Below are 20,737 nucleotides of genomic sequence, written 5' to 3'. Positions count from 1 at the left end.
ACACCACAAAATCCAATGGTTGTTCCCGGAGAACAGACATGATTGAAACTCCAATGTCCCCCACCGAATTCGAAGCCGCCCTGCGCGCCAAGGGCGCCTATTACCATATTTATCACCCCTACCACGTGGCGATGTACGAAGGCCGGGCGACTCGCGAGCAGATCCAGGGCTGGGTCGCCAACCGTTTCTACTATCAAGTGAACATTCCGCTCAAGGACGCCGCGATCCTCGCCAATTGTCCGGACCGCGAGATCCGTCGCGAGTGGATTCAGCGCCTGCTCGACCATGACGGCGCCCCCGGTGAAGACGGCGGCATCGAAGCGTGGTTGCGTCTAGGCCAAGCGGTCGGCCTCGATCCCGATCAACTGCGCTCTCAGGAACTGGTGTTGCCCGGCGTACGGTTCGCCGTGGACGCCTACGTCAACTTCGCCCGCCGCGCCAGCTGGCAGGAAGCCGCGAGCAGTTCGCTGACCGAGTTGTTCGCGCCGCAGATCCACCAATCGCGTCTGGACAGCTGGCCGCAGCATTACCCGTGGATCGACCCGGCCGGCTACGAATATTTCCGCACTCGCCTGGGCCAGGCACGGCGCGATGTCGAGCACGGCTTGGCAATCACCCTGCAGCACTACACGACGCGGCAAGGCCAGGAGCGCATGCTGGAAATTCTCCAGTTCAAACTGGACATCCTTTGGAGCATGCTCGATGCCATGAGCATGGCCTACGAACTCAAACGCCCGCCGTATCACAGCGTGACCGAACAACGGGTCTGGCATAAAGGAATCACCTTATGAGTTTCGATCGCAGCAAGACCCCGACCTGGCGTCCCGGCTACCGCTTTCAGTACGAACCGGCGCAGAAAGGCCACGTGCTGCTGTACCCGGAAGGCATGATTAAACTTAACGAAAGCGCCGCACTGATCGGCGGTTTGATCGATGGCCAACGGGATGTCGCGGCCATCATCGCCGAGCTCGATCAGCAATTCCCCGGCGTACCGGAGCTCGGTGACGACATCGAGCAATTCATGGAGGTTGCCCGTGCCCAGCACTGGATCGAACTTGCCTGATCACGCGTCAGACAAGTTACCGCCCAAACCGGAAATCGGCCTGCCGCTGTGGCTGCTCGCCGAGCTGACCTACCGCTGCCCGCTCCAATGCCCTTATTGCTCCAACCCACTGGACTTCGCCGAGCAAGGCAAAGAGCTCAGCACCGAACAGTGGATCAAGGTGTTTCGCGAAGCGCGGGAGATGGGCGCGGCGCAGCTGGGCTTTTCCGGTGGCGAACCACTGGTGCGCCAGGATCTCGCCGAGCTGATTCTGGAAGCGCGCAAACTGGGTTTCTACACCAACCTGATCACCTCCGGCATTGGCCTCACCGAGCAGAAAATCAGCGATTTCAAGAAGGCGGGACTCGATCACATCCAGATCAGTTTCCAGGCCAGCGACGAGCAGGTAAACAACCTGCTGGCCGGCTCGAAAAAGGCTTTCGCGCAGAAACTGGAAATGGCCCGTGCGGTGAAAGCCCACGGCTATCCGATGGTGCTGAACTTCGTGACCCATCGGCACAACATCGACAAGATCGACCGCATTATCGAGCTGTGCATTGCCCTTGAAGCCGACTTCGTCGAACTCGCCACCTGCCAGTTCTATGGCTGGGCGCAGCTCAATCGAGTCGGGCTATTGCCGACCAAAGAGCAACTGGTGCGTGCCGAACGCATCACCAATGAATATCGCGCCAAACTCGAAGCTGAAGGGCATCCGTGCAAGTTGATTTTCGTCACGCCGGATTATTACGAAGAGCGTCCGAAAGCCTGTATGAACGGCTGGGGGAGTATTTTTCTGACAGTCACGCCAGACGGAACCGCGCTGCCGTGTCACGGCGCCCGACAGTTGCCGGTGCAGTTTCCCAATGTGCGCGACCACAGCATGCAGCACATCTGGTACGACTCCTTCGGCTTCAACCGCTTTCGTGGCTACGACTGGATGCCCGAACCGTGCCGCTCCTGCGACGAGAAGGAAAAAGACTTCGGCGGCTGTCGCTGCCAGGCGTTCATGCTCACGGGTGATGCGAGCAATGCCGACCCGGTGTGCAGCAAGTCGCATCATCACGGCGTGATCCTCAAGGCCCGCGAAGAAGCCGAGCACGCGACCCAGACCATCGAACAATTGGCCTTTCGCAATGAACGAAACTCACGACTCATCGCTAAAATCTGAACCCTTCAGCGCCGCCAAAGCCGTCGCGGCCGGCATCGACTTTGCCGAGTTGCAGGCCGGCACAAATGGACTGATCTGGAATGAGTACCGCCCGGAGGATGGCGCTTGCCGCCTCTGGCATTGGCGTGAAGGCGTGGCGAATTGCCTGACCCCACCAGGCTTCAGTGTGCGCAGTCGGGTGTACGAATATGGCGGTGGGGCGTTTTGTCTGACCGATGACGGGGTGGTTTTCGTCAACGAGACAGACCAGCAGCTGTATCGCCAATCGCTGCAAGGCGACGCGCCCGAGGTGCTGACTTCTGGGCGGTGCCGTTACGGCGATTTGCAGTTTTCCAATGGTCAGGTTCTGGCGGTCGAGGAAAACCGCAATCAACATCGTTTGGTGGCGATCGATAAGGCTGATGGCAGGCGTCATTTACTGGCTGAAGGTGCGGACTTTTACGCGGCACCGACGTTGAGTCCGGATGCCCGCCGCTTGGCCTGGATCGAATGGAGTCGCCCGCACCAACCATGGACTGCGACCCGTTTGATGGTTGCCGAACGCCGTGACGATGGCGGCTTTGCCCCTCCCCGTTGCGTGGCCGGCGATGGCGTTCAGGAATCTCTGCAGCAACCTCGGTTTAATGACAGCGGCCGCTTGTTTTGCCTGACGGATCGCGCCGGTTTTTGGCAGCCGTGGGCGGAGTCCGAAAAAGGTCTGAGCCCATTGCCAAGCGCCGCCGCCGACCACGGCCCCGCGCCCTGGCAGCTTGGTGGTTGCACCTGGTTGCCCGTGAGCGACGGCAGTTATCTGGCCAGTTGGACGCAGGACGGTTTCGGCCGATTGGGCCTGTGCGGCGCTTCGAACGAAGAGTTCACCGGCAACTACAGTCGTTTCCGCCATCTCGCCCTGGATGAGCAATGCATTTATTGCATCGCCGCGTCGCCGATCAGTTCATCGGCCGTCATCGCCATTGATCGTGCGACCCGAAAGGTCAAGGTGCTGGCCGGCGGCGTGGCGCCATTGCCCGCCGAACAGATCAGCCGCCCGCAAACCCTGCGCTATCCAAGTGGCTCGGGTGAAGCACATGGTTTCTTTTATCCCGCGATGACTGGCGAGTCGAAACCGCCATTGGTGGTGTTCATCCACGGCGGCCCGACATCGGCCTGTTATCCAATGCTCGACCCGCGCATCCAATACTGGGCGCAACGGGGTTTCGCCGTCGCTGACCTCAACTATCGCGGTAGCAGCGGCTATGGCCGGGACTATCGCCAGGCCCTGCATTTGAGCTGGGGCGATGTCGATGTCGAAGACGCTTGCGCGGTGGTCAGCCACCTCTCCGAGCGTGGCTTGATAGACGGCGATAAAGCGTTCATTCGCGGTGGCAGCGCCGGCGGTTACACCACGCTTTGCGCACTGGCGTTCCATAAGGTCTTCCGCGCCGGTGCCAGTCTTTATGGGGTCAGCGACCCTGTTGCGCTGGGTCGGGCGACTCACAAGTTCGAGGCCGACTACCTGGATTGGCTGATCGGCGATCCGGTATTGGATGCCGAGCGTTATGCCGCGCGAACGCCACTACTGCACGCGAACAACATCAGCGTGCCGGTGATCTTCTTTCAAGGGGAACTGGACGCCGTGGTCGTGCCGCAACAGACCCGCGACATGGTCGAGGCCCTTCAAAACAACGGCATTCTGGTCGAAGCGCACTACTACGCTGACGAACGTCATGGCTTCCGCAAGGCTGGCAATCAAGCCCATGCGCTGGAGCAGGAGTGGTTGTTTTATCGGCGGGTGATGGTGAATGCCGACTGAGTATTCGGTGGAGTTTCCAATCGCTGGCAATCCAGCTCCTACAAAACGGTGATGCCCCTGTAGGAGCCGGCTTGCCAGGGATCCCAGTCTATCCGGCGCCGCAAAACTCAGCGCTTGGCAATGATGTACACCGCATGCACGATCCCCGGAATGTAACCGCACAGCGTCAGCAAAATATTCAGCCAGAACGCCCCGCCAAACCCCACCTGCAAAAACACTCCCAGCGGCGGCAACAGAATAGCGATGATGATGCGAATGAAATCCATGGGGCAGCTCCTGTTTGAAGTCGGCTCGTGCGAGCCTTACAAGCAATCGACCTGTGCCGTTGGTCAGGGTTCACTATCGATTCTTTCGGCCACCGCATCATCACGGTGCATTCGCGGACAAAAAAACGCCCCACGCCAAAAGAGTCAAGCATGGGGCGACGCGTTATACCGCGAGACGGTTCCGGAATTTGTGTAGGGCGCATCTGATCAGACGGCAATCCCTTTGCGACACTGCAATTGCGCGGTGCGCACACGGGAGAAGGCGCGGGCAAGGCGCAGCAGCATTTCGTCGATGTTGGCTTTGCTGACGGTCAATGCCGGAGTGAAGCGCAGGCAGTCGGGCTGTGGAGCGTTGAGCAACAGGCCTTCATACAAAGCCGCTTTGACCACGGCATCAGCCGAATCGTCGGACAGCGTCAGCCCCCACAGTAGCCCTTGACCGCGCAACTCACCGTGGCTATAGCGATGGGACAAACGCTGTAAGCCTTCGCGCAGGTGCTGGGAGATTTCCTCGACATGCTCGACAAATCCCTTGTCCTGCACGCTGTCGAGTACAGCCAGGCCTGCTGCCGTCATCAGAGCATTGCCGTGATGAGTACCGGTCATTTCGCCCGTGGCGAAACAGCAGGCGTTGCCCCGAGCGAGCAATGCCGCCAACGGCACACCACCGCCCAGCCCTTTGCCGAGCACGACGATATCTGCGCGCACACCGTAGGACTGTTCTGCAAGCAAGGTGCCGCATCGGCCGATGCCGGTTTGCACTTCGTCGAAGATCAGCAGAATGCCCAGATCACGGCACAGACGCTCGACGCCTTTGAGGTAATGCGCCGCAGCCGGAATCACCCCGGCATCGCTCTGGATCGGTTCGAGCATGATCGCAACGGTCCTCTCATCCACCGCCGCGTGCAACGCCGGAAGATCGTTGAACGGCACATGGCTGAAGCCTGGAAGTTGCGGCTCGAATCGGTTGGTCAGCGTCGAACTGTCCGACGCAGAAATCGTCCCCAGACTACGACCGTGACAGCCATTGTTGGCGACGATGATCCGTGAAGCGCCACCGCGATGTTGTTGGCCCCATTTTCGCGCCAGTTTGATCGCCGCTTCGCAGGCTTCGCTTCCCGTGTTGAGCAAATACGCCTGATCACTGCCCGTACTGATGCACAAGCGCTCGGCGAGGTTGAGCAATCCGCGGTTATGCAGGCCAAATCCGGGATTGATCAACGACTGGGCCTGCATCGCCATGGCGTCGACAAGCACCTTGGGGCTGTGGCCAAGGCTGTTTGCCCCGCCACCCTGAGAGAAATCCAGATAGGCGCGGTCGTCGCTGTCCCATAACCATGAGCCCTGGCCGCGGACAAAAACCTGTTTCGGCCGTTCGACACTGGGCATCAGACACTCGCTTGAGAAGTTGTCGTCCCTGGATGGAAAGTAAGCATCCTCCACCAGATCATCCAGACTCGGTGAATGACGACGCAGGTTGAACAGATTCATGCGCTCAACCCTCGATTGAGGTTTTTTGCCTTCCCTATGTAAACACCATCGAAACAAACGGTACTCATCGCGTTCTGTGGCCCTGTAAGCCTTATGAATGCGGTTAGACTAGGCGCTGACACGGCGTTGAGCCATTTCGATTTCCGAGCATTTTCGATAAGCATTACTTATGGATTTCAAGCAACTGCGTTATTTCGTCGCGGTGTATGAAGAAGGTCATGTCGGCCGCGCTGCGGAGCGACTTTCCATCTCGCAACCCGCGCTGTCCCAGCAGATCCGCCAGCTCGAACAAAACCTCGATGTGAGTTTGTTTGAACGCAGCAGTAAACGCCTGTTACCGACGTTGGCGGCGCACACGCTGTACAACCACGCCCTGCCCTTGCTCGATGGCTTGCAGCGAGCGTGCGAGGCACTGGGTAATTTCAAGGGGCAAGCACTGCGCACACTGGCCATCGGTGTTTTGCAAACGGTGCATACCAGCCTGGTGCCGCAGATGCTCGAACGGGTGCGCAAGGCGCAACCACATCTGGTGGTGCAAATCTATGAATTGACGGGCCTGGAGATCGAACGGCGACTGCTTAATGGCTCACTGGATATCGGCATCAGCTACCTGCCGCCCCGGCAACCGGGACTGCATGGCGTGATGTTGTACGAAGATGAACTCACGCTTGTCATCCCGGCGGACCATCCACTGCGGGAATTCAAGAAAGTGTCCATGAGCCAGGCTGCCGAGTTGCCGATGTTGCTGTTGGGAGAAGAGTTTCAGGTACGGCAGATCTGGCAGGCACAACTGGCCAATCTGGGACGACGGCCGCAGGTCCAGGCCGAACTAAACAACATGGCCGGGATTCTCGACAGTTTGCCGCACACGCGGCTGGCGACCGTGCTACCGGGGCGCTCGCAAAAGGCCCATGGCAATAAGGATCTGCTGTGGAAACCCCTGAGTGAACCGCGGGTGCCGTTGAAAGTAGGATTGGTGTGTCGCGATGTGCAACGGCAGCAGGCATCACTGGCGTTGTTGCAGACATTGCTGGAGGAAGTGCTGAATCGGCCGGATGAACGCTTGAACAGCACGCTGGCATTGGATGGGCTGAGCTGAATACTTTTTCACAGGCATAAGAAAACCCCGCCGAAGCGGGGCTTTGCAGACTGTTTCCCTGACATCCATTTCGCTCCGCCGTCCTGGCAGAATCCTACGTGTCCGTGTTGTTGCTTTGCGCTTCCTGCGCTACGTCCATGAGAAGTAGATTAGCTGTGGATCCAATCTGCTTCTATGGGAGAACAGCAGCACGTCATGTAAGAGAATGCTTACATGACGTTACATTGTCAGAACTGCGCGGCATCCAGCAGGAACAGCGACTCGCTACCGGCTTTAACAGACGCACTCAACGAGTGAATTCGCGGCAGCAGGCGGGCGAAATAGAACCGCGCCGTGCCCAGTTTGCTCGCGTAGAACTCGTCCTGCGCTTCCTTGCCGAAAGCCGCTTTGGCCATCAGCGCCCACATGTAAGCGTAAGCCGTGTAACCGAATACTTGCAGGTACTCGACCGACGCCGCGCCAATTTCGTTCGGGTTGGATTTCGCCCGATCCAACAGCCACGCAGTCAGCTCGTCGAGGGTGGTGACGGCATCGTTCAGCGGCTTGGTGAACTCCGCCAGGTCTGCACTGGCAGTGGCGGTGAAATGACGAATTTCGTCGGCGAACAGGTTATAGAACGCACCACCGGTGCCGACGATCTTGCGGCCCACCAAATCCAGCGCCTGGATGCCGTTGGTGCCTTCGTAGATCTGGGTGATGCGCACGTCGCGCACCAGTTGTTCCTGGCCCCACTCACGAATGTAACCGTGACCGCCGAACACTTGCTGGCCGTGCACGGTGGTTTCCAGCCCCAGGTCGGTCAGGAATGCCTTGGCAACAGGCGTCAATAGCGCCACAAGGTCTTCCGCACGTTTGCGGGTCGTTGCGTCTTCACTGAACTTGGCGGTATCCAGTTGCATGGCCACGTAAGTCGAGAAGGCACGGCCGCCTTCGTTCGAAGCTTTCATGGTCAGCAGCATGCGACGCACGTCCGGGTGGACGATGATCGGGTCGGCCACTTTGTCCTTGTTCTGCGCGCCGGTCGGCGAACGGCTTTGAAGACGATCGCGAGCATATTCAACCGCGTTCTGATACGAGCGCTCGCCGGTGGCCAGACCCTGGATACCGACGCCCAGACGCTCGTAGTTCATCATGGTGAACATCGCCGCCAGGCCTTTGTTCGGCTCGCCAACCAGATAACCCACGGCTTCGTCGAAGTTCATCACGCAGGTCGCGGATGCCTGGATGCCCATTTTGTGTTCGATCGAACCGCAGTTCGCCGGGTTACGCGCACCCAGGCTGCCATCGGCATTGACCATGAACTTCGGCACCAGGAACAGTGAAATACCCTTCGGCCCCGCCGGGGCGTCCGGCAGTTTGGCCAGCACCAGGTGAATAATGTTCTCGGTCAGGTCGTGCTCGCCACCGGTGATGAAGATCTTGGTGCCGCTGACCTTGTAGGAACCGTCAGCCTGAGGTTCGGCCTTGGTGCGGATGATCCCCAGGTCTGTACCAGCGTGCGGCTCGGTCAGGCACATGGAACCGGCCCAGACACCGGCGTACATGTTCGGCAGGTACGCGGCTTTCAGTTCTTCGCTGGCGTGGGCATTGATCGACAGGCAAGCACCAGCGGTCAGCATCGGGTACAGACCGAACGACAGGCTGGCGGAGTTGACCATTTCTTCGACTTGAGCCGAGACGGCTTTGGGCATGCCCATGCCGCCGTAGGTCGGATCGCCACCGACACCGACCCAACCGCCTTCAGCGTAAGTCTGATAAGCCTGTGGGAAACCTGCCGGCGTGGTGACGGCACCGTCCACCCAGTGGCAACCTTCTTCGTCAGCCGCACGGCTCAGGGGCGCGATGCTTTTGCTGGTGACCTTGCCGGCTTCTTCGAGAATGGCTTCGACGGTTTCCGCATCAACAGTCTCGGCCAGTGCAGGCAACTCGGCCCAGAGTTTGGCGACCTCGAAAACTTCATTGAGGACGAAGCGCATATCGCGCAGGGGCGCTTTGTAGTCAGCCATGGCAAACCTCGCAAGATCTAAACAGGTGATTCATAGGAATGGTGTTTTCGTTGGGCCCGAGTGTAACCCAACAACTTTTGCGACACATAGGGTCAGCCAGTGACCGTATTGTAATGTTTGGTCACTGACTATTGAGTCATTAAAAAGCCCGCAGTTACGCGGGCTTTCTTTGTGATTCATTTTTAAAGCCTAAAGCGCGAACAACTCCGCTGGCAGCTTCATCAGGCAATCGCTGCCCGCCTCGATTGCTGCCCGATGAGCGGTAGTACGCGGCAGCAACCGCTTGAAGTAAAACTCGCTGGTAGCCAGTTTTGCCGTGTAGAAATCGGCATCACCGCCCCCAGAATCCAGCTGCGCCTGAGCCACCAGCGCCATGCGCAACCACAAGTAGCCAAGAATGATGTATCCGCTGTACATCAGGTAATCGACGGACGCAGCGCCCACTTCATCCGGATTCTTCATCGCCGCCATGCCGACCCGGGTCGTCAATTCGCCCCATTGCTGATTCAACTCACTAAGCTGCGCCACGTAACTGGCGAGCTGTGGATGTTCAGCGTTCGACAAACAGAACTTGTGAACGATTTTGGTGAAGCCGCGCAGCAGTTTGCCCTGACTGCCGAGGACTTTACGCCCAAGCAGATCCAGCGCCTGAATGCCATTGGTGCCTTCGTAGATCGGCGCGATGCGGCAGTCACGCACCAGTTGCTCCATGCCCCACTCACGAATGAAGCCATGACCACCGAACACCTGCATGCCGTGGTTGGTCACTTCCAAGCCAGTCTCGGTCATGAACGCTTTGCAGATTGGTGTCAGGAACGCCAGCAAGTCTTCGGCATTCTGGCGCGCCGCTTCATCTGCGCTCAGGTGCGCAGCGTCCAGCAACTGCGCAGTGAAGTAAGTCAGCGCGCGGTTGCCTTCGTTGAAGGCCTTCATGGTCAACAGCATCCGCCGTACATCCGGGTGCACGATGATCGGGTCGGCGGCCTTTTCCGGGGCTTTAGGACCGGTCAGCGAACGCATCTGCAAGCGGTCGTTGGCGTACTTGATCGCACCCTGAAAACTCGCCTCGCCCAGACACAAACCCTGCATGCCGGTACCCAGGCGCGCGTGGTTCATCATGGTGAACATGCAGTTGAGGCCTTTATTCGGTTCGCCGATCAAAAAGCCCTTGGCTCCGTCGAAGTTCAGCACGCAGGTGGCCGAGGCCTTGATGCCCATTTTGTGCTCGATCGAGCCGCAGGAAACACCATTGCGCTCACCCGCCTCACCCTCGGCATCGGGCAGGAACTTGGGCACGATAAACAGTGAAATGCCTTTGGTCCCGGACGGTGCGTCCGGCAGTTTCGCCAGTACCAGGTGAATGATGTTGGCGCTCATGTCGTGCTCGCCGGCGGAGATGAAAATCTTGCTGCCGGAGATCGCGTAACTGCCATCAGCCTGAGGCACAGCGCGGGTCTTGATGATGCCCAGGTCTGTGCCGCAATGGGCTTCGGTCAGGCACATGGTGCCGGTCCATTGGCCAGCGGTGAGTTTGCTCAGGTAAGTCTGTTTTTGCGCTTCGGTGCCATGGGCGTGGATCGCCGACATGGCGCCGTGGGTAAGGCCCGGGTACATGCCCCAGGAAGTGTTGCTGGAACCGACCATTTCACTGATGACCAGCCCCAGGGAGCTCGGCAGCCCCTGACCACCGTATGCAGGATCCGCCGCCAGACCATGCCAGCCGCCCTCGACATATTGTGCGAAAGCCTGCTTAAAGCCTGTAGGCGTTGTCACTACGCCGTTGTCGAAATGGCAGCCTTCTTCGTCACCGCTGCGGTTCAGCGGGGCGAGAACGTTCTCACAGAATTTCGCGCCTTCTTCGAGGATCGCACTGACCATGTCCGGGCTAGCGTCGGTAGCACCCAGCGCCGCGTAGTTGCCGTGAAAATCGAAGACTTGGTCGATCAGAAAGCGCATGTCGCGCAGGGGAGCTTTGTACTCGGGCATGGTCATTCTCCGTCAGCAGATTGCTCCAACCTACTGCCGGCGACCACGCCTCACAATCACAGTCCAGACGCTGAATGCGCCATCATCACTCAACCGTAGCAACGTCCATTCGAACAGCGCCACGACGGTTCTGACCGAACGCCATCACACAATTTCGCCCGGCGCCTTTGGCACTGTAGAGCGCCTGGTCCGCGGACTTGAGCACTTCTTCGGGCGTACGCTGCTCCAGCCGTTCGGCAACGCCGATACTGACGGTGACCGACACGCTCGAAGCCTGGGAACCGGAGCGACGCTGACGACCCTGGCTATCATCCTGAGGACGGCTGTCCTGATTACGCAGGTGAATGTTGTAGGTGGCGATGGATTCGCGGATGACTTCCAGGTGCGGCATGCACTCTTCGAGCGTCTTGCCTGCGAACACCAGGGCAAATTCCTCGCCGCCATAGCGATACGCCTTACCGCCGCCGCCGATTTTCGACAGTTTGCTCGCGACCAATCGCAGCACCTGATCGCCGACATCGTGACCGTGGGTGTCGTTGAATTTCTTGAAGTGGTCGACGTCGCTCATGGCCAACACGTAGTTGCGCCCCAGCCGCTGCATGCGTTCGTTCAATGCCCGACGACCCGGCAGGCCGGTCAGCTCATCGCGGAAAGCCATTTGGTAGGCCTCGTGGGCCACGGCCGCAGCAATCATCAACATCACCTGGCTGCACATGATGTTCAGGGTGAACGGCAGGATGAAGGTTTTCGGCAACATCCAGAACAGCCCCAGCAACCCGACCAGTTGCGCGGCATGCAGCGGTCGAGGGTTGCGCCAATACTGATACGCCAGCAGCAGGAACGCGGCGATGAACACCGGGTAGGACAACTGGATCAGGCTCATCCACGCGCCGTGCAACGCCGGCCAGCGGATCTCCGACAGCCACATCAGCAACGCCTGGGGATAACTTTGCTCAAGTCCCAGCGCTACGCTGCCCACTGCCAGCAACACGGCAAAGCGCGCCACCATGTCCTGGAACAGATGCGTTCGCTCCTGCCACGCCGCGAATACGCCAAACAGCAGTGGTAACAACAGGCAACACAGATGAAAGACCACCGCGGCGTCTTCGCGCACCTTGCCGTTGTCGCGGTAATAGTCGGTCTGGGTGTCGAGCAGGAAGTAGGCGATGTACACCGTGACCATCAGAAAAAGCTCACGCTGACGTCGGTAAACCGCGCAGTAAGCACCGCCGAGCAACAGCACCAGAGTTGGCAGCACGTTGAACAGCGACGTGAAGAATACATTCAGATCCTTGACGTACGCAGCCGCGAGGCCCGCCAGCAACAGCAGCAATGACGGCAGGAAATGACTGAAACGTACAGCGGAAGAACGCGGCAAGGGTAAAGCTCCGACCGTCATAGCAATTGATGGCATTGTGCCCATCACTTTAACGGCAGAATCCTCAATTTACTGAGTGTTTTGCTGAGGTATTTTTTTGCGGCGCCGCTGGCGGTGTTTGAACCGTCAGCGGCGCAAGGGGATCTTTCGTTAAAGGTCGTTATTGAAGGGTTGCAATGCCCCCTCTTCCGGCCTGCGTCCTTCTGCACCAATCGGCTTGAGCTGGAACGTGGCGTCCAGTGCCTGGCGAGTGGTGATCTTCGGACTGACCGGTTTTTGAGTAACGGCGTTTTCATCACCCACATGACCCTGTGCAAGCACCAGCGACGGATGATCGAACGGCGCCCGCTCCCATGCGACTCGCGGGTCGGTCAAGCCAACCTCCATGAATTTGACCAGGGCATCCACTTCATCGTCCGTCAGGTTCAGGTTCGTCATGTCCGGATCGAGGTTCGAGCCGTTGTGCTGGTTCGCCGACGGGTGTTCGAAGCCGCTGGTGTTGCTCGCATCCTCGCCGCGTCGGTCGCCGCCCCGGTTGTAGAACTCCATGACCTGTTTCAGCGTCGAGCGGCCGCCGTTGTGGAAATACGGTCCGGTCAGCGCGATGTTGCGCAGCGTCGGCGTTTTGAAGGCCCCGTCGACCGCGTCGCGGAAACCGACAATGGGCAAGAGCGTCGAATCACAGGGAATCGCTGCGCTCAACGGCGCTTCGAAGGTGCAGACATCGACATCCAGCGGGTCAGGAATTTTCCCACCTTGCAGCAGGGTGTTGTACTGACGGGTGAAGGACAACGGATTGCCCCACGCATCCGCGCCACCGAGCGCCAGGTCTTCCGAGGTCGGGCGCACGCCGGTGTTGTAGAAACCGTTGTCGTAGAGCGTGGTCAGGTTGTCCGCCATGACCATGCGTTCGATGCGCTCGCGGGGATGGAACTGCAAACGACTGGCAGCATTGGTCAGTTCCGCGCCGCCGTGGCAATTGACGCACTTGCCCTTGCCCAGGAACAGATTCATACCCTGGACTTGTTGTTCGTTCATCGCCGTATGGTCGCCCTGCAAGTAGGCATCCAGCGGCGCCTGATCGGAAACCAGCGTGGCTTCGTACATCTGGATCGCCAGCCCGAAGAACAGCGGGAAGTTGGCCTCGATCTGGGCATACGGCGCACCGCCCACCAGGACTTGTTGCGTGGCGTTCCACAGCCGTGGCTGGAAGGCGTTTTTGATCAGCTCCCGGTAAGTGGGCCTACGCGCGCCCGATACCGGGCCGAGCACCGAATCGGTAGAGGAAATCCGCTGCTGTTTGAGCATCAGCGTGTCGAGCATGCGCCGGCCAATGTCGGCAAAGGTGCGTCCGCCGCAGGACATTTCCACAGCGCTGCCGGGTGGCCCGACGGCTTGCGAAGCGGCCGAAGCATCGTTGAGCGCCAGCCGCACTTTGAGCGCTACGCCACTGTTGTCCTTGGTCACATAGATCCCGGCATCGGGATCCCTGTTACCAAAGGGTGAAAAGCCGTTGAACACGTTATTGGCCCGGCCATCCCAGAAGTTACGCACGTTGAACGCGGCATTGATCACCGACGGTGCGTTGCGCCCGGTGCTGCGGCGGACATTGATGCCGCCAACCTGGAAAACACCGTCCGGTTGCTGCGTGCATTTGTCGAAACGCGGTTGATTGGGTTTGACGAAGTTGGCGTCGAACACGCCTTGGGAGCCGATCACATCGTCGGTGGAGTAGAGAATCAGCGAATTGCGATCCAGCGGATTAGCCAGCACATGGGTGGGGAAGTCGGTTTTCTTTAGCAAATAGTTCGGACCGCCCTTGCCCCCGGATTTAGTCGTGTAGGACGGCACATCCCCGGGAATATCAGAAGCCACGAACGGTTTGTTGAAGATCGACGCAACGTTGGCATTGGTGTGCGCCTGACCGGGATTGATCTGGTTGGTGGTTCGGTGATCGACCCCAGCGTGATAGTGACAGGACGCACAAGCGGTCGTGCTGTCGCTGCCGACCTCCATGTCCCAAAACAACGCTTTACCCAAGAGAATCGCCGCCGAACGATTGAGCACGTAATCCGTCATCAGGTCGACTTTGCGTCCGCCTTCAGTGCCCGATGGATCAGTCGGGGTCATGCCGTGTAACGACTGCAGGCTCGGGACTTCGGGGATGGGCGGGTCCACTTCTGCAGGCGTAGCCGCCATTCCATCGACAGCAAAAAAAGAGAGGAATAACCAGGCGGTAAAACGAACAAGTCGACAGATGTTCATGTGCTTCACCCTGACTGTTGTTTTTATAAGTTCGCCGGGCGAGAGGCGTCGTTGAACAGGACAGGATGTCTCGTGAGCGCCGGTTAACCAGCGTGGTGCAATTAATTTGCCACTTCTTCCTGAAACATTTTGCATCAATAAATACGAAGATCAGCAGAGGTTCTACACCGTTTCTGCTGGGGAATGGCGCCCATAGTTGGGGCCAAACACAAAAAAAACCGCCACTCCCAAAGGAGCAGCGGTTTTTTATAGAGGCTCGTTAAGGCTTAGTAGCCCAGATCGAAGTTCTCTTCTTTCATGTCCATCAGGTTGTTGGCGCCCGACAGCATGGTTGCAACGTGAGTACGGGTACGCGGCAGGATGCGCTGGAAGTAGAAGCGCGCAGTCTGCAGCTTGGCGGTGTAGAACGCCTCTTCGGAAGTGCCTGCAGCCAGTTTCTCGGCAGCCAGACGCGCCATGTCAGCCCAGAAGTAGGCCAGGCAGGCGTAACCGGAGTACATCAGGTAGTCCACGGAAGCCGCACCGACTTCTTCGCGATCTTTCATGGCAGCCATACCGACCTTCATGGTCAGTTCGCCCCATTCCTTGTTCAGTGCAGCCAGCGGAGCGACGAACTCTTGAACCGCTTCGTTGCCTTCGTTGGTCTGGCAAAACTTGTGGACGATCTTGGTGAAGCCTTTCAGAGCCTCGCCTTGGGTCATCAGCACTTTACGGCCCAGCAGGTCGAGTGCCTGGATGCCGGTGGTGCCTTCGTACAGCATCGAAATGCGGCTGTCGCGAACGTTCTGCTCCATGCCCCATTCGGCGATGAAGCCGTGGCCGCCGTAGATCTGCACGCCATGGTTAGCCGATTCAAAACCGACTTCGGTCATAAAGGCTTTTGCGATTGGGGTCATGAAGGCCAGCAGTGCGTCGGCTTTCTTCTTCTCTTCTTCATCCACGCCGTACTTGACGATGTCGACTTGCTTGGCGGTGAAGTAAACCATCGCGCGGTTGCCTTCGGCGAACGCTTTCATGGTCAACAGCATGCGGCGTACATCAGGGTGAACGATGATCGGGTCAGCGGCTTTGTCCGGCGCTTTAGGGCCCGTCAGCGAGCGCATTTGCAGACGGTCGCGAGCGTATTTCAGACCACCCTGGAAACCGATCTCGGCGTGGGCCAGGCCTTGCAGCGCGGTACCCAGACGTGCGGTGTTCATGAAGGTGAACATGCAGTTCAGGCCTTTGTTCGCCGGGCCGATCAGGAAACCGGTGGCCGCGTCGAAGTTCATCACGCAAGTGGCGTTGCCGTGGATGCCCATCTTGTGTTCCAGGGAACCGCAAGACACCGCGTTACGCTCACCGATCGAACCGTCTTCCTTCGGCAGGAACTTCGGCACGATGAACAGGGAGATGCCTTTGGTGCCAGCCGGTGCATCCGGCAGGCGGGCCAGTACGATGTGGACGATATTGTCGGCCATGTCGTGCTCACCGGCCGAGATGAAGATCTTGGTGCCGGAAACTTTGTAGGAACCGTCGGCCTGAGGTTCGGCCTTGGTGCGCAGCATGCCCAGGTCGGTGCCGCAGTGCGGTTCGGTCAGGCACATGGTGCCGGTCCATTCGCCGGAAACCAGTTTGGTCAGGTAGGCGTGTTGCTGCTCCGGTGTGCCGTGCTCGGAGATGGTGTTCATCGCACCGTGCGACAGGCCTGGGTACATGCCCCACGACCAGTTGGACTCGCCCACCATTTCGCTGATTGCCAGACCCAGGGACTCCGGCAGGCCTTGGCCGCCGTGGTCTACGTCGTGAGCCAGGCTTGGCCAGCCGCCTTCGACGAATTGCTTGTAGGCTTCTTTGAAGCCAGTCGGGGTTTTAACGCCGGACTCGCTCCAGGTGCAGCCTTCGAGGTCGCCCACTCGGTTCAGCGGAGCCAGTACCTGCTCACAAAACTTGGCGCCTTCTTCGAGAATGGCGTCAACCATGTCCGGAGTTGCGTCTGCGCAAGCCGGAAGGCTCTGATAGTGCGCTTCGTAGCCGAGCAGTTCGTCACGAACGAAGCGAATATCACGCAAGGGGGCCTTGTAGTCAGGCATAGCGATAAACCTCTGCTGATGTAACCGGGAATGAACGACCGCATTGATTTGTTGTTGCGATCAAACAGTTGTTTGAAACATACGTTTACGCCTAAATCTTGTCAAGCGCCGATCTTTTGCCGTTCGTCATCGCATCAATAAATACAGCGCCCGCAGCAGCGTAACGCCGTTGGCTGAGCAACACGCAAGGGTAGGAAAGATTTGTGAAGGAAGAAGGACTTACGCAGAAAAACGCCGCGAACAATCGCGGCGTCAGCGGGGCGGGTTCAACGAACGATCAAGCAAAGGTATCGATCAGCGTTCCGAGCACTTCATCGGAAGCCTTGGCGACTTTGACGCCCAGTTCTACCTGAAACTTGCCCTGGGACATTTCGATAACGTTACTGGCCAGGTCCGATTGCTGGCTACGATCCACAGAACGCAGACGATCGACCTGAACCTCGGAGGACTGACTGGTGACCGAACGCTCGATCGTGTTATTGGCGATCTGGCCAGCGGCTTGATCGACACGGTTCTGCCCTGTCTGAATGGTGCTCAGACCGGCATAAAAAGCGGTGTTTCCTGAGATTTCCATGGGAGAACTCGTCCTTGCAAAGGATCAACTGCGGCCATTGAAACAGACGCACGAGCAAAACACCCGACAAAAACACTAATGGCACAGTGCCTTGTCATAGGAAAAGCCTAGTCCAGCAAATCCAGTTGCAGGTGCTCCGCCACCGCTTCTGCCGTCACCACTTTGAGTTTCGGCACCCGCCCCAGGCACGGCGCCGGAATTCGCTCGGCGAGGGTCGCGAGGTTTTCCTCCAGTCGCGAAGTCTTCGAATCGATGATGTTGGCGACCCAACCCGCCAACTGCAAACCGTCCCGGGCAATCGCCTCAGCCGTCAGCAACGCATGGCTGATGCAGCCAAGACGTACACCGACCACCAGTATCACCGGCAAGTCCAGGGCCATCGCCAGATCGGAAAGATTGTCCTGATCCGCCAGTGGCACACGCCAGCCACCTGCACCTTCGATCAAGGTGAAATCGGCCTGCATGTCGAGGATCTGCCGCATCGGCGTCAACAACGACTGCACCGTCAATGCCACCCCCGCTTCACGCGCCGCCAGGTGCGGGGCGATCGCTGGCTCGAAAGCCACCGGATTAACCTGCGCATAAGTCAGCGGCAACGAGCATTCCGCCAACAGTGCCAACGCATCGGCATTTCGCAAACCCTTGGGTGTCACGTCACAACCGGAGGCGACCGGTTTGCCCGCCGCCGTGCTCAAACCCGCCGAACGCGCGGCGTAAAGCAACCCCGCGGCAACCGTGGTTTTGCCGACATCCGTATCAGTGCCGGTGATGAAATAGGCTGCGCTCATAAGGGTTTCTCCATAACGGCGTACACCACTTGATAAGTCGCCGGCAGGCCTTGGGCCTGACGAAACTGCTCATAAGCCTCGATCAACCCCAGAATCCGCGCCCGACCGGTCAAGCCGCCCGGCCGCCCGGGATTGAGGTTGTGCGCGCCCAAGGCCTTCAATTCATGGGTCAAGCTGCGCACATCCGGGTAATGCAGCACATGGGGACGGGTTTCCAGACTCATCGCCTGCAAGCCGCTGTCCGCACACAGCTGTTGATAAGCGCCGAACTCACGGAAGCGGTTGACGTGGACCATGCCATCCACCTGACGCCAACTGTCACGCAGTTCAATCAACGTGCCTACACACAGACTAGCAAACGCGAAAATTCCGCCCGGTTTCAGTACCCGATGGGCCTCGCTGAGCACCGAGGCGAAGTCCGCGCACCACTGCACCGCCAGGCTGGAAAAGATCAGGTCGCAGGTCGAATCCCGCAATGGCAAACGCTCGGCGTCGCCCGCGATGAAGTGCGTGGCGCCGCCCAACGGCCGCGCGTGATTAAGCATGCCCTCAGCGATGTCCAGCGCCACGCCGTGACCATCGGGGAACCGCTCGCCAAGCGCCCGGCTGAAATGCCCGGTGCCGCAGCCAAGGTCCAGCCAGCGCGCTGGGACAAAATCACTGGGTAAGCGGCCAAGCAATTGGCTGCCAACGTCGCGCTGCAATTCGGCCACGCTGTCATAGCTCGCCGCGGCACGGGAAAAGGACGCCGCGACCTGGCGCTTGTCGGGCAAACCGCCGGGCACGTTGCGAAGGGTTAAATCAGTCATCACCGGACTCATGCAAAAAGGCCTGGATCGCCCCCGCTACACCGTGGGGTTCTTCCAGGAGAAACGCGTGACTGGCCTGTTCAATCAGACCGATTTCGATATCCGGCAGCAACGCCAGCAAGTCGCCCGCTGCTTCCGCCGGCACCAGCCCATCCAGACCAGCGAATAGATGCAATTGCGGACCGCGAAATGCTTGCAACGCTTGCCGGGTATCCAGTTGCGCAAGCAACTCCAGGCCGCTCATCAGCACCGGCGCGGCAGTATGCGGCGCGCCACCGAACAGCAACCGCGACAACCCACGCGGATCTTCGGCACCTTGCGCACAGAGCAGCGAAAAGCGTTTCAGCGTAGTACGCGGGTCGGCCGCGCAGCCTGCCAGGAACGCATCGAAGGTTTCGCCGGGCATCGCGCTCGGCCATTGCTCATGGGCAACAAAGGAAGGGTTGCTCGCCAACGTGAACACACCACAGCAGCGATCACCGCGACGGGCCGCCAGCTCCGATGCAAGCATGCCACCCAAGGACCAACCGCCGAGCCAGGCGTCCTGCGGCACTGTCGAATCGAGTTCATCGAGCCACTCCTCCAGATCGCTAGACTCCAGCTCAGGCAACGGCTCGATTTCCACCCGCAGGTGTTCATCGAGTCCCAGCAAGGCTGCCGCTAATGGCTCCAGCGGTGAAACGCCGAGACCCCAGCCGGGCAGCAGAATCAATCGATCACGCATGGCTTGGCTCCGGTCCAAGTTGTTGAAAACAATCGGCCAATCCTTCTAACAATAGCTGCACCTGCGCTTCGCTGTGGGCGGCGGTCAGGGTCACGCGCAATCGGGCGCTGCCGGCGGGTACGGTCGGTGGGCGGATCGCGGTCACCATCAATCCGCGTTCGCGCAACATTTGTGAAAAACGCACGGCGCGCCCGGCGTCGCCGATCATGATCGGCTGTATCGGCGTGAAGCTGTCCATCAGCTCCAGGCCGATCTGCTCGGCGCCCTGGCGGAATTGGCGGATCAGCGTTTTCAGGTGCTCGCGACGCCAATGCTCGCTGCGCAGCAGCTCCAGGCTTTTCAGCGTGGCGCAGGCCAGCGCCGGAGGCTGGCTGGTGGTGTAGATGTAGGGGCGGGCGAACTGGATCAAACTTTCGATCAGTTCTTCACTGCCTGCGACGAAGGCGCCTGCCGTGCCGAACGCTTTGCCGAGGGTGCCGACCAGCACCGGCACGTCGTCCTGGCTCAAGCCGAAATGCTCGACGATACCGCCGCCATTCGCGCCCAGCGGACCGAAACCGTGAGCGTCATCGACCATCAGCCACGCGCCCTTGGCCTTCGCTTCCCGGGCCAGCGCCGACAAGTCCGCCAGGTCGCCGTCCATGCTGAACACCCCGTCGGTGACGACCAGCGTATTGCCGGTGGCTTTCTCAAGGCGCTTGGCCAGGCTCGTCGCGTCGTTGTGCAGATAGCGATTGAAACGTGCGCCGGACAACAGCCCGGCATCCAGCAATGAGGCGTGGTTGAGCCGGTCTTCCAGCACCGTATCGCCCTGCCCCACGAGCGCGGTAACTGCGCCGAGGTTGGCCATGTAACCGGTGGTAAACAACAAGGCGCGCGGCCGGTCGGTGAGGTCGGCGAGAGCTTCTTCCAGCGCGTGATGCGGGCCGCTATGACCAATGACCAAATGCGAAGCCCCGCCACCGACGCCCCATTTCGCAGCGCCGGCACGCCAGGCTTCGATCACTTGCGGGTGATTGGCCAGGCCCAGGTAGTCGTTGTTACAGAACGCCAGCAAGGGCTGGCCATCGACCACCACTTCCGGGCCTTGTGGGCTTTCGAGCAGCGGACGCTGGCGGTAGAGGTTTTCGGCACGACGGGCAGCAAGGCGTGCGGCGAGATCGAAAGACATGCAGGCCTCGAAGGTCAGATCGCAGGAGCCGGCTGGCTGGCGATGGCATCGCCACGGTCTGCCTGAAAACCGTGGCGATGCCATCGCTGGCAAGCCAGCTCCTACA

General features: G+C 59.4%; 17 protein-coding genes. 5 read left to right on the top strand and 12 right to left on the bottom strand.

Annotated elements, in window-relative coordinates:
* Positions 1 to 38: 38 nt before the first annotated feature.
* The 4 genes from pqqC to ABVN21_RS25690 are packed head-to-tail and all read left to right on the top strand — an operon-like array spanning position 39 to position 4,002.
* Positions 39 to 791 (top strand): pyrroloquinoline-quinone synthase PqqC, encoded by a 753-nt coding sequence (gene pqqC / locus ABVN21_RS25705; RefSeq protein WP_339554837.1) that lies wholly within the window; start codon positions 39 to 41, stop codon positions 789 to 791.
* On the top strand, positions 788 to 1,063 hold the full coding sequence (gene pqqD / locus ABVN21_RS25700; RefSeq protein ID WP_339554838.1) for a pyrroloquinoline quinone biosynthesis peptide chaperone PqqD: 276 nt from the start codon (positions 788 to 790) through the stop codon (positions 1,061 to 1,063). The genes pqqC and pqqD overlap by 4 nt, the downstream gene beginning before the upstream one ends.
* Positions 1,056 to 2,210: a pyrroloquinoline quinone biosynthesis protein PqqE gene (pqqE, locus tag ABVN21_RS25695; protein ID WP_339554900.1), complete on the top strand. Its 1,155-nt coding sequence runs from the start codon at positions 1,056 to 1,058 to the stop codon at positions 2,208 to 2,210. The genes pqqD and pqqE overlap by 8 nt, the downstream gene beginning before the upstream one ends.
* On the top strand, positions 2,176 to 4,002 hold the full coding sequence (locus ABVN21_RS25690) for a S9 family peptidase (RefSeq protein ID WP_339554839.1): 1,827 nt from the start codon (positions 2,176 to 2,178) through the stop codon (positions 4,000 to 4,002). Before pqqE ends, ABVN21_RS25690 begins: the two co-directional genes overlap by 35 nt.
* A gap of 107 nt (positions 4,003 to 4,109) precedes the next feature.
* Here the strand turns inward: ABVN21_RS25690 and ABVN21_RS25685 are convergent, their stop codons facing one another.
* A complete protein-coding gene (locus ABVN21_RS25685) occupies positions 4,110 to 4,268 on the bottom strand; it encodes a YqaE/Pmp3 family membrane protein (protein WP_003228885.1) in 159 nt (52 codons plus the stop codon).
* A 207-nt stretch (positions 4,269 to 4,475) separates the two neighbouring features.
* Positions 4,476 to 5,759, bottom strand: a complete 1,284-nt coding sequence (locus ABVN21_RS25680; protein WP_339554840.1) for an aspartate aminotransferase family protein — start codon at positions 5,757 to 5,759, stop codon at positions 4,476 to 4,478.
* Between the two features lie 169 nt (positions 5,760 to 5,928).
* Here ABVN21_RS25680 and ABVN21_RS25675 point away from each other — a divergent pair, with 169 nt between their 5' ends.
* Positions 5,929 to 6,858 (top strand): LysR family transcriptional regulator, encoded by a 930-nt coding sequence (locus ABVN21_RS25675; RefSeq protein WP_339554841.1) that lies wholly within the window; start codon positions 5,929 to 5,931, stop codon positions 6,856 to 6,858.
* Between the two features lie 227 nt (positions 6,859 to 7,085).
* Here the strand turns inward: ABVN21_RS25675 and ABVN21_RS25670 are convergent, their stop codons facing one another.
* The 10 genes from ABVN21_RS25670 to bioF all read right to left on the bottom strand — a co-directional run bounded on the left by ABVN21_RS25670 (position 7,086) and on the right by bioF (position 20,631).
* Positions 7,086 to 8,864: an acyl-CoA dehydrogenase C-terminal domain-containing protein gene (locus ABVN21_RS25670; protein ID WP_339554842.1), complete on the bottom strand. Its 1,779-nt coding sequence runs from the start codon at positions 8,862 to 8,864 to the stop codon at positions 7,086 to 7,088.
* 189 nt (positions 8,865 to 9,053) lie between these two features.
* Entirely contained in the window at positions 9,054 to 10,850 is a 1,797-nt protein-coding gene (locus ABVN21_RS25665; protein WP_339554843.1) for an acyl-CoA dehydrogenase C-terminal domain-containing protein, read from the bottom strand.
* Between the two features lie 85 nt (positions 10,851 to 10,935).
* Positions 10,936 to 12,228: a GGDEF domain-containing protein gene (locus tag ABVN21_RS25660; RefSeq protein WP_339554844.1), complete on the bottom strand. Its 1,293-nt coding sequence runs from the start codon at positions 12,226 to 12,228 to the stop codon at positions 10,936 to 10,938.
* A gap of 150 nt (positions 12,229 to 12,378) precedes the next feature.
* Positions 12,379 to 14,493, bottom strand: a complete 2,115-nt coding sequence (locus tag ABVN21_RS25655) for a cytochrome c peroxidase (protein ID WP_339554845.1) — start codon at positions 14,491 to 14,493, stop codon at positions 12,379 to 12,381.
* Positions 14,494 to 14,759: 266 nt separating this feature from the next.
* Positions 14,760 to 16,565, bottom strand: a complete 1,806-nt coding sequence (locus ABVN21_RS25650) for a phenylacyl-CoA dehydrogenase (RefSeq protein WP_339554846.1) — start codon at positions 16,563 to 16,565, stop codon at positions 14,760 to 14,762.
* A 277-nt stretch (positions 16,566 to 16,842) separates the two neighbouring features.
* Positions 16,843 to 17,139: a pyrroloquinoline quinone biosynthesis protein PqqE gene (locus tag ABVN21_RS25645; RefSeq protein ID WP_339554847.1), complete on the bottom strand. Its 297-nt coding sequence runs from the start codon at positions 17,137 to 17,139 to the stop codon at positions 16,843 to 16,845.
* Between the two features lie 107 nt (positions 17,140 to 17,246).
* On the bottom strand, positions 17,247 to 17,927 hold the full coding sequence (gene bioD, locus ABVN21_RS25640) for a dethiobiotin synthase (RefSeq protein WP_339554848.1): 681 nt from the start codon (positions 17,925 to 17,927) through the stop codon (positions 17,247 to 17,249).
* Positions 17,924 to 18,736, bottom strand: a complete 813-nt coding sequence (gene bioC / locus ABVN21_RS25635) for a malonyl-ACP O-methyltransferase BioC (protein WP_339554849.1) — start codon at positions 18,734 to 18,736, stop codon at positions 17,924 to 17,926. The genes bioD and bioC overlap by 4 nt, the downstream gene beginning before the upstream one ends.
* Positions 18,729 to 19,460: an alpha/beta fold hydrolase gene (locus tag ABVN21_RS25630; RefSeq protein ID WP_339554850.1), complete on the bottom strand. Its 732-nt coding sequence runs from the start codon at positions 19,458 to 19,460 to the stop codon at positions 18,729 to 18,731. Before ABVN21_RS25630 ends, bioC begins: the two co-directional genes overlap by 8 nt.
* Positions 19,453 to 20,631, bottom strand: coding sequence for an 8-amino-7-oxononanoate synthase (gene bioF, locus ABVN21_RS25625; RefSeq protein ID WP_339554851.1), 1,179 nt, complete (start codon positions 20,629 to 20,631; stop codon positions 19,453 to 19,455). Before bioF ends, ABVN21_RS25630 begins: the two co-directional genes overlap by 8 nt.
* Between the last annotated feature and the right edge of the window lie 106 nt (positions 20,632 to 20,737).

It is taken from the genome of Pseudomonas sp. MYb327 (genome assembly GCF_040438925.1).
Lineage (GTDB): Bacteria > Pseudomonadota > Gammaproteobacteria > Pseudomonadales > Pseudomonadaceae > Aquipseudomonas.
This window is presented reverse-complemented; position numbering and strand designations above follow the sequence as displayed.

Coding starts and splice junctions, on each gene's coding strand:
- pqqC (WP_339554837.1), top strand. CDS start 39: ATGATTGAAACTCCAATGTCCCCCACCGAATTCGAAGCCGCCCTGCGC.
- pqqD (WP_339554838.1), top strand. CDS start 788: ATGAGTTTCGATCGCAGCAAGACCCCGACCTGGCGTCCCGGCTACCGC.
- ABVN21_RS25690 (WP_339554839.1), top strand. CDS start 2,176: ATGAACGAAACTCACGACTCATCGCTAAAATCTGAACCCTTCAGCGCC.
- ABVN21_RS25685 (WP_003228885.1), bottom strand. CDS start 4,268: ATGGATTTCATTCGCATCATCATCGCTATTCTGTTGCCGCCGCTGGGA.
- ABVN21_RS25680 (WP_339554840.1), bottom strand. CDS start 5,759: ATGAATCTGTTCAACCTGCGTCGTCATTCACCGAGTCTGGATGATCTG.
- ABVN21_RS25675 (WP_339554841.1), top strand. CDS start 5,929: ATGGATTTCAAGCAACTGCGTTATTTCGTCGCGGTGTATGAAGAAGGT.
- ABVN21_RS25670 (WP_339554842.1), bottom strand. CDS start 8,864: ATGGCTGACTACAAAGCGCCCCTGCGCGATATGCGCTTCGTCCTCAAT.
- ABVN21_RS25665 (WP_339554843.1), bottom strand. CDS start 10,850: ATGCCCGAGTACAAAGCTCCCCTGCGCGACATGCGCTTTCTGATCGAC.
- ABVN21_RS25655 (WP_339554845.1), bottom strand. CDS start 14,493: ATGAACATCTGTCGACTTGTTCGTTTTACCGCCTGGTTATTCCTCTCT.
- ABVN21_RS25650 (WP_339554846.1), bottom strand. CDS start 16,565: ATGCCTGACTACAAGGCCCCCTTGCGTGATATTCGCTTCGTTCGTGAC.
- ABVN21_RS25645 (WP_339554847.1), bottom strand. CDS start 17,139: ATGGAAATCTCAGGAAACACCGCTTTTTATGCCGGTCTGAGCACCATT.
- bioD (WP_339554848.1), bottom strand. CDS start 17,927: ATGAGCGCAGCCTATTTCATCACCGGCACTGATACGGATGTCGGCAAA.
- bioC (WP_339554849.1), bottom strand. CDS start 18,736: ATGACTGATTTAACCCTTCGCAACGTGCCCGGCGGTTTGCCCGACAAG.
- ABVN21_RS25630 (WP_339554850.1), bottom strand. CDS start 19,460: ATGCGTGATCGATTGATTCTGCTGCCCGGCTGGGGTCTCGGCGTTTCA.
- bioF (WP_339554851.1), bottom strand. CDS start 20,631: ATGTCTTTCGATCTCGCCGCACGCCTTGCTGCCCGTCGTGCCGAAAAC.